Raw genomic sequence first — 7787 nt, forward strand, 5'->3', positions numbered from 1 at the left:
CGCCAGGACCCCCCGCACCAGCTCCCCCAGCGGCACCCGCGCCAGTTCCATGTCCGCCTCCTCGTCGGAGACTTCGTACCGCGCGCCCTCCGCCTCGGAGAGCCCCCGCGCGAGGAAGATCCGTACGGCCTCGTCGCAGCCGCCCGGAGTCGTGTAGACGTCGGCCAGGACGCGCCAGTCCTCGGCCTTGACGTGGGCCTCCTCGTACAGCTCGCGCTGGGCGGCGTGCAGGGGGTTCTCGCCGGGGACGTCGAGGAGCCCCGCCGGGATCTCCCAGAGCTTCTGCCGCACCGGGTGCCGGTACTGCTTGAGCAGCAGGACCCGGTCCTGGTCGTCGAGGGCCAGGACGGCCACCGAGCCGGGGTGGACCTGGTAGTCGCGGCGCGCGACCGTGCCGTCCGGCATGACCACGTCGTCCGTGCGGACACTCGTCTTCTTTCCCTGGAACGGGGTCGTCGTCGCGACGACCCGCCACTCCTCCGGGGTGTCCTGCAACTCCATCTGCGTCCTCCCACACACGAAAGCCGGGGTACGGATCCGTCAGGACCCGTACCCCGGCAACGTTAACGCGCGGCGACTACTTGGCAGGCTTGCCCGTCTTGCGCTCCACGGCCGCCTTCACCAGACCGGCGAAGAGCGGGTGCGGTCGCGTCGGGCGCGAGCGCAGCTCCGGGTGCGCCTGCGTGGCGACCAGGTAGGGGTGGATCTCGCGCGGGTACTCGACGTACTCGACGAGCTTGTTGTCCGGGGAGGTGCCGGAGAAGACCAGGCCGGCCTTCTTCTCCAGCTCCGCGCGGTAGGCGTTGTTGACCTCGTAGCGGTGACGGTGGCGCTCGTCGACGTACGGCTGGTCGTCGTAGACCTCACGGACGATCGAGCCCTCGGCGAGCTTCGCCGGGTAGAGGCCCAGGCGCATCGTTCCGCCCAGGTCGCCGGCGCCCTCGACGTACGCGAGCTGCTCCTCCATCGTCGAGACGACGGGGTGCGCGGTGGCCGGGTCGAACTCGGTGGAGTTGGCCTCGGGGATGTCGGCCAGGTTCCGGGCCGCCTCGATGACGATGCACTGCAGGCCGAGGCAGATGCCGAGCAGCGGCACCTTGTTCTCGCGGGCGTACTGGATCGCGCCGACCTTGCCGCTCACACCGCGGTCGCCGAAGCCGCCGGGGATGAGGATCGCGTCGACGTCGCCGAGCTGCTTCTTGGCGTCGGCCGGGGTCTTGCAGTCGTCGGAGGTGACCCACTTGACCTTGACGCGGGCCTTGTTCGCGAAGCCGCCGGCCCGCATCGCCTCGGTGACCGAGAGGTACGCGTCGGGCAGGTCGATGTACTTGCCGACGAGCGCGACGGTGACCTCGTGGTCGGGGTTGTGGACGCGGTCGAGCAGGTCGTCCCAGGTCGACCAGTCCACGTCACGGAAGGGCAGGTCGAGCTTGCGGACGACATAGGCGTCCAGGCCCTCGGTGTGGAGCACCTTGGGGATGTCGTAGATCGACTTGGCGTCGATCGCGGCGACGACCGCGGCCTCGTCGACGTCGCACATCAGCGAGATCTTGCGCTTGATGGAGGTCGGGACCTCGCGGTCGGCGCGCAGCACGATCGCGTCGGGCTGGATGCCGATGTTGCGGAGCGCGGCCACGGAGTGCTGGGTCGGCTTGGTCTTCAGCTCGCCGGAGGGGCCGATGTAGGGCAGCAGCGAGATGTGCACGACGAAGACGTTGTCGCGGCCGACCTCGTGGCGGACCTGGCGGACGGTCTCCAGGAACGGCAGCGACTCGATGTCGCCGACCGTGCCGCCGACCTCGGTGATGACGACGTCGACGTCGTCGGTCGCCATGCGGCGGATCCGGGACTTGATCTCGTTGGTGATGTGCGGGATGACCTGCACGGTGTCACCGAGGTACTCGCCGCGCCGCTCCTTGGCGATGACCTGCGAGTAGACCTGGCCGGTGGTGACGTTGGCCGAGCCGTCGAGGTCGACGTCGAGGAAGCGCTCGTAGTGGCCGATGTCCAGGTCGGTCTCGGCGCCGTCGTTGGTGACGAACACCTCGCCGTGCTGGAAGGGGTTCATCGTGCCCGGGTCGACGTTCAGGTACGGGTCGAGCTTCTGCATCGTGACCCGCAGGCCCCGGGCCTTGAGGAGCGCACCCAGGCTGGAGGCGGTCAGGCCCTTGCCGAGGCTGGAGGCGACACCCCCGGTGACGAAGATGTGCTTGGTCGTCGTGGTTTTGGGCGGCATCGCCAAGAGGGGGCTCCCGTGGTCGCGTTCTGGAGGTGCGTACCGGCGTCCCCTCCGGAAGAATCGGGGGGTGCCGTCGCTGCGGTTTCGGGGTCCTCGGCTGTCGCCGTTTCCCACCGGTCCACGGGGTACCAGGGTATCAGCGACATCGGGAGACCGCTTCCGGCCACACGCGGCAGTCGGGTGTTCACGGACGGCGATGCCAGGGCGGACGGAGTCTCCCGACGGATCGGGGGAAGGGTCTCCCGACGGATCGAGGGAGGGTCTCCCGACGGATCGGGGGAAGGGGTCTCCCGACGGACGGGGAAACACCCCGCCGGACGGGGGACGGCCTCCCGCCGGGCAGAAGGGAGGAGCTCACACGTCTCTCACCTGCGACGCACAGGATGTCCGCCGGATCCTCCGGCCGACGTTCCGGCGGGCCTTGCCTGCACGACAGGCGGACCTTCCACCGGCGAACCGGACTCGTTCACCTGATCGGAGCAACGCCGTCACCGACGTGATCACCGGGTCACCAGGGTGCGACGTATCCTTCTCGGACATCGCCCGCCGAGCCGGCCGGCCAGCGGCATCACCCCGCCCGTCATCCGGACCAAGAGCTCGTCGAAGATCCCTTGACCGCTGACACACGCAGACCCGGCTGACACCCAGCCGGCGCATCTGAGCAAGCGCCCCGCGGGGCGGACGTGGCCGTTCGACTGGAGTGAAGCACGTGGCCGGGCGCATCGAGGATTACGCACTCATCGGAGACATGCAGACCGCCGCCCTGGTCTGCCGCGACGGCAGCGTCGACTGGCTGTGTCTCCCCCGATTCGACTCCCACGCGATCTTCGCCGGGCTGCTCGGCACCGAGGAACACGGATTCTGGCGGGTGGGCCCCGCCACGCCCGACGACGCCGAGCCGGCTCCGGCCGCCCGGCGCCGCTACCGCGGCGACTCGCTGATCCTGGAGTCCGAGTGGGACACGCCGCGCGGCACGGTCCGGGTGACCGACTTCATGCCGCCGCGCGACGGCGCCCCGCAGCTGATCCGGATCGTGGAGGGCGTCTCCGGCCGGGTCCGGATGCGCTCCTCGCTGCGGATGCGGTTCAGCTACGGCCGGATCGTGCCGTGGGTCCACAAGGTCGGGGACCGTACGGTCGCCGTCGCCGGGCCCGACTCGGTGTGGCTGGACACCGACGCCGAGACGCACGGCAAGGACCTCACGACCTACTCCGACTTCACCGTGAACCCCGGTGACCGGGTCACGTTCACGCTCTCCTGGCAGCCCTCCCACAAGGAGCCGCCGGCGCTTCCGGACCCCGAGGGCTCCCTGGCGGCGACCGCCGACTTCTGGCGCGAATGGGTCGAGCACTGCACGTACCACGGCCCCTACCGGGAGGCCGTGATCCGCTCCCTGATCACCCTGAAGGCGCTGACGTACGCGCCGACCGGCGGCATCGTGGCCGCGCCGACCACCTCGCTGCCCGAGGAGATCGGCGGCGTCCGCAACTGGGACTACCGCTACACCTGGCTGCGCGACGCGGCGATCACCCTCTCCTCCATGCTGCGCACCGGCTACCGCGAGGAGGCCCGCGCCTGGCGGGACTGGCTGCTCCGCGCCGTCGCCGGCGACCCGGAGAACCTGCAGATCATGTACGGCATCGCCGGCGAGCGGGAGCTCGGCGAGGCGGAGCTCGACTGGCTCCCGGGGTACGAGAACTCCGGCCCGGTCCGGGTCGGCAACGGCGCCGCCAACCAGCTCCAGCTGGACGTCTACGGCGAGGTCACCGAGGCCCTCCACCTCGCGCACATGACGGGCCTGTCCCGCAACGACTACGCCTCGCTCCTCCAGATCAAGCTGATCAACTACCTGGAGAAGCACTGGGACCAGCCCGACGAGGGCATCTGGGAGGTCCGCGGCCCGCGTCGGCACTTCGTCCACTCCAAGGTGATGGCCTGGGTGGCCGTCGACCGCACGATCAAGCTCATCGAGTCCGGGGACGCGGACGGCCCGCTGGAGCGCTGGCGCGAGCTGCGCGACCAGATCCACCGGGACGTCTGCGAGAAGGGCTACGACCCCGAGCGGAACACCTTCACGCAGTCGTACGGCTCCAAGGAGCTGGACGCGTCCCTGCTGCTGATCCCGCAGATGGGCTTCCTGCCGCCGGACGACAAGCGGGTCATCGGCACGATCGAGGCGATCCAGCGCGAGCTGTCCACGGAGGACGGTTTCGTGCTCCGCTACCCGACCTCCGGCGAGGAGGCCGGCGTCGACGGCCTGGAGGGCGACGAGGGCGCGTTCCTCGCCTGCTCGTTCTGGCTGGCCGACGACCTGGCGATGATCGGCCGGGTGGACGAGGCGCGCTCGCTCTTCGAGCGGCTGCTCGCGCTCCGCAACGACCTGGGGCTGCTCGCCGAGGAGTGGGACCCGAGGCTCCAGCGGCAGGTCGGCAACTTCCCGCAGGCGTTCAGCCACGTGCCCCTGATCGACACGGCCCTGCGCCTGACGGCGAGCGGCGCGTACGGAGGCTGAGGCGGTGCCGCGCGGGGGACGGTACCCGGACCTACGATGAGAAGGTCCCGTCCCCCGTACGAAAGGGGGCTCCCATGGGTCCCCACGTCTCCGAAAGCGCTCTCGCCGGACTGGTCGAGGACCTGGCCGGTGAGGTGATCACCCCCGGCGGACCGGGCTACGACGAGGCGCGCCTCCTGCACAACGGCATGATCGACCGGCGCCCGTCGGTGATCGCCCAGTGTGCCACCGCGGCCGACGTGTCCAACGCGATCCTGTTCGGCCGCGAGACCGAGCTGCCGATCGCGGTACGCGGCGGCGGGCACAGCGTCGCCGGGACCTCCATGATCGACGGCGCGCTGGTCGTCGACCTCCGCCGGCTGCACGGTGTCGTCGTGGATCCGGAGGACATGACGGTACGGATCGAGGGCGGGGCGACGATGGCCCACCTGGACCACGCGTGCCAGCCGTTCCATGTCGCGACGACCGGCGGGCGGGTGTCCACCACCGGCGTCGGCGGCTTCACCCTGGGCGGCGGATCGGGCTGGCTGGAGCGGAAGTTCGGTCTCGCCAGCGACAACCTGCTGGCCGCCGACCTGATCACGGCCGAGGGCAAGCACGTCCACACGGACGCGGAGGAGAACCCGGAGCTGTTCTGGGCGCTGCACGGCGGCGGCGGCAACTTCGGGGTGGCGACCTCGCTGACGCTGCGGCTGCACCCGCTGCCCCGGATGAGCGTCGCGTTGCTGTTCTTCCTGCCGGACGGCGCGCCCGAGGTGGTGCGCGCCTTCCGGGACATCGCCGACGCCGCCCCGGACGAGGTGGGCGGCGGGGCGATCTACCTGCCGGCGCCGCCCGAGGCGTTCGTGCCGGCGGAGCTGGTCGGCAAGCTGCTGTGCGGGACGCTGCTCACGTACGCGGGGCCGGTCGAGGAGGTTCGGAGGCTCGCGGCGCCGCTGTTCGCCCTGAAGCCCGTGATCGAGATCGTCATGGACATCCCGTACGCGGAGCTGCAGTCCATGCTCGACGACCCTCCCGGCCTGCGGAACTACTGGTCGGCCGAGTACCTGACCGCCTTCCCGGACGAGGCCGTCGACCTGTTCTGCGCACGCGGCGCGGGGATCCCGCTGCCCGCGGCGACCCAGCACGTGCTGTTCATGCAGGGCGGCGCGGTGGCGGCCGGGGCCGGGCCGTACCCGCAGCCGTGGCGCGCCGCGCCCTGGGCCGTGCACCCGTTCGCGACCTGGGAGGACCCGGCGATGGACGAGGCCGAGATCCAGTGGGTGCGGGACGTGCGGGCCGACGTGCGGCCGTGGGCGGTCGACTCGGTGTACCTGAACTTCGTCGGCGCCGAGGGCGAGCAGCGCGTGGTCTCCTCGTTCGGCGAGGAGAACTACCGCCGGCTCGCCGCCGTGAAGGCCGCGTACGACCCCGACAACGTGTTCCGCTTCAACCAGAACATCGTCCCGGCCGCCGCCTGAGCGGCCGGGACGATCACCCGCCGGGGTTCACCTCAGTGCGTCGACCACCTCCCGGGCGGCGCGCTCGCCCTCCGTGGCTCCGCCTTCCATGAAGCCCTGGAAGTCGTAGCTGCAGTGTTCGCCGCCGATGTGGACATTGCCCTGGGCGGTTCCCTCGTACCCGGCGTAGCGGTGGAGATAGCCGACCGGCCAGCAGGAGTACGCGCCCAGCGAGTACGGGTTCCGGTGCCAGGCGGAGAGCTGGGCGCGCCCCGTGTAGGCCCGCGAGGTGCCGGGGAAGAAGGCGTCGATGCCCGCGAGGTGACGGCTGACGAGGCTCCGTACGTACGGGTCGGACTCGGTGGAGAACGGTCCGGCGGGCGTGAGCGACCTGGCGAGGCTGCCGCCTCCGTACTGGAGGAGGATGCCGCCGGTCCCGCCCTGGATCTTGGTGGTGTCCCAGGTCTGCTGGACCTCGGTGTCGGTGAAGCAGTCGCCGGCCGAGACGCCGGGCCAGGCGCCGGTGCCGCGCCACGGGCGGGTGCCGAACTGCATGTTGAGTTTGGTGCAGTGGCCCATGCGGGCGTCCCGCAGCAGGTTCCGCATCAGCGGGTCGAATCCGGCCTGGGAGAGATCGAGCTGCTTGAGGATGGGCAGCGGGAGGCAGAGGATCGTGTGGTCGGTGGTGACGGTCCGGGTGGCACCGGCCTCGGTGAAGGTCAGTGTCTGGGTGCCGTCGGCGTTGGCCCGTACGGCGGTCAGGGACCAGCCCTGACGCAGGGTGCCGGGTGCGAGCGCCCCGGCGACGGCGTTCGGGAGCCGGTCGTTGCCGCCGACGATGTGGTACCGCTCGTTGGACAGGCCCCAGACGTTGAAGTTGCCCGGATTGGTCTGGTAGCCCATCAGCAGCACCAGGGCGAGCGAGGACTGTTCGGTGGTGTCGGCGCCGTACTCGACGTTGTAGGCGACGTCGATGAACCGGCCGAGCGGTGCGGAGTGCCCGCCGGGGACGCGGGTCTCGATCCACTCGTACACCGACATGTTGTCGAGTGCGGTGCCGGTGGGGGTGGTCCGGTTCCAGAGCACCTCCCCCGCCTCGGAGAGGTCCCGGCGCAGCGACTGGTAGACGGCGTTGAAGTCCTCGTCGGCCTGGTGGCGCGGGTAGTAGGCGCCGTTGAACCAGAGGACCTCCTCCGCGCCGTTGGGCCCGCCGCCGAGGAAGTCCTCGGTGTCGAGGTCGAAGCGGCGGCAGAGTTCCAGGATCTTCTTGTGGCTGGTGTCGATCAGCTCGCCGCCGATCTCGGAGGTCTGTCCGTACGCCCAGTGGGTGCGCTGGGTCCACATGCGGCCGCCGACCCGGGAGGGGTTCGCCTCGTAGAGCACCGGGCTCAGGCCGGCGTCCTGGAGGGTGAGGGCGGCGGTGAGGCCGGAGATCCCGGCGCCGACGACGGCGACCCGGGCGGTGGTCCTGACGGGCGGGTCGGGGGTGGCGGCGCGGGCGGGGACGGCCCCGCCCAGGCCCGTCCCGGCGGTGACACCAGCCGTGAGACCGGCAGCTGCGGCGTACCTGAGGAGCGAGCGGCGCCCGAGGGCGTCG

The 7787-nt window shown here is 70.9% G+C and carries 5 protein-coding genes; 2 read left to right on the top strand and 3 right to left on the bottom strand.

The genetic code is table 11. From position 1 onward, the window contains the following. Positions 1–501, bottom strand: a 501-nt coding sequence (locus tag AOK00_RS21995; protein WP_055602018.1) for an NUDIX domain-containing protein, incomplete at its 3' end; no start/stop codon positions are given. A gap of 76 nt (positions 502–577) precedes the next feature. Beyond that, positions 578–2236 carry a CTP synthase gene (locus AOK00_RS22000; protein ID WP_030315657.1) on the bottom strand — a complete coding sequence of 553 codons (1659 nt, stop codon included), beginning with the start codon at positions 2234–2236 and terminating at the stop codon, positions 578–580. Positions 2237–2948: 712 nt separating this feature from the next. On the opposite strand from AOK00_RS22000, the gene AOK00_RS22005 reads away from it, so the two are divergent. Together AOK00_RS22005 and AOK00_RS22010 are read left to right on the top strand one after the other, a co-directional pair. Continuing rightward, positions 2949–4751, top strand: coding sequence for a glycoside hydrolase family 15 protein (locus tag AOK00_RS22005; protein WP_107097448.1), 1803 nt, complete (start codon positions 2949–2951; stop codon positions 4749–4751). A gap of 74 nt (positions 4752–4825) precedes the next feature. Next, entirely contained in the window at positions 4826–6211 is a 1386-nt protein-coding gene (locus AOK00_RS22010; protein ID WP_055602019.1) for an FAD-binding oxidoreductase, read from the top strand. A 27-nt stretch (positions 6212–6238) separates the two neighbouring features. Here AOK00_RS22010 and AOK00_RS22015 read toward each other — a convergent pair. Further along, the coding region (locus AOK00_RS22015) for a flavin monoamine oxidase family protein (RefSeq protein WP_055602020.1) at positions 6239–7787 on the bottom strand (1549 nt) is incomplete at its 5' end.

It is taken from the genome of Streptomyces aureus (assembly GCF_001418135.1).
GTDB lineage: Bacteria > Actinomycetota > Actinomycetes > Streptomycetales > Streptomycetaceae > Streptomyces > Streptomyces aureus_A.